The 1,102-nt window shown below is 47.2% G+C and carries 2 protein-coding genes; both read left to right on the top strand.

The genetic code is table 11. The features are described from left to right. Nucleotides 1–756: thiamine phosphate synthase (thiE, locus tag R7035_RS25820; RefSeq protein WP_318146393.1), on the top strand; the 756-nt coding region annotated here is incomplete at its 5' end. Then, nucleotides 746–1,102: HesA/MoeB/ThiF family protein (locus R7035_RS25815; protein WP_318146392.1), on the top strand; the 357-nt coding region annotated here is incomplete at its 3' end. The genes thiE and R7035_RS25815, both read left to right, overlap by 11 nt.

Here is a 1,102-nt window from a genome sequence, read left to right as displayed (position 1 = left end):
GATTTTCCTACACCAGTCTTAGAAGATTGTCGTTTAGGCATCAAAGTAGGTTGGTCATCACACGGACAGTCGGTTAACTTTCCTCATCTGAGCAAACAGAGTTTGGGGCTCTATCCGGTAGTAGACGACGTCAGTTGGATTGAACGGTTGTTGCCATTGGGTATCAACACGATTCAACTACGTATCAAACACCCCTATCAGCCAGACTTAGAACAGCAGATTGCACGCGCAATTGAACTCGGTCGTCACTATGACGCTCAAGTTTTTATTAATGATTATTGGCAACTGGCCATCAAGCATGGTGCTTTCGGGGTTCATCTTGGTCAAGAGGATATCGAAGATTCCAATTTGAGTCAGTTGAGCACCGCAGGCATTTGCTTAGGTCTATCAACCCATGGTTATTATGAACTGCTGCGTATCGTCCAAATTAATCCAAGCTACATTGCGCTGGGGCATATCTTTCCGACCACCACCAAACAAATGCCATCCAAGCCGCAAGGTTTGGTTCGCTTAGCCTTGTATCAAAAGCTGATCGATAGCATTCCATATGGTGAAAGAGTTGGCTATCCAACTGTGGCCATTGGTGGCATTGACCAATCAAACGCAGAGCAAGTTTGGCAATGTGGCGTGTCCAGTTTAGCGGTGGTTCGTGCGATTACCTTGTCCGAATCGCCGAAACAAGTGATTGAGTTTTTCGACCAACTGATGAGCACAACGAGCACGTCATTGGTAATGGAGAACTATCGTGCTTACTGATCAAGAATTCATTCGTTATCAGCGTCAAGTTTCGTTACCTGAAATCGGAGAATCGGGCCAAGCTCGTCTTGGTCAATCTCATGTGTTGCTCGTCGGCTGTGGTGGGTTGGGTAGTGCAGCAAGTTTGTATCTCGCGTCTGCTGGCGTGGGTAAGTTGGTTGTGATTGATGATGACCGTGTCGACAGCAGCAATTTGCAGCGCCAGGTTATCTATCGTGAAGGCGACATTGAACTGGCGAAAACCGAGGCGATGGCTCAGCAGCTTCGTCATCTCAATTCATTAATTCAGGTACGCACGATTACCAAGCGCCTTGACCAAGCTCAGTTACGACTCGAAGTCATGTTG

It is taken from the genome of Vibrio sp. 1731 (genome assembly GCF_033339955.1).
Taxonomy (GTDB): Bacteria; Pseudomonadota; Gammaproteobacteria; order Enterobacterales; family Vibrionaceae; genus Vibrio; species Vibrio alginolyticus.
This window is presented reverse-complemented; position numbering and strand designations above follow the sequence as displayed.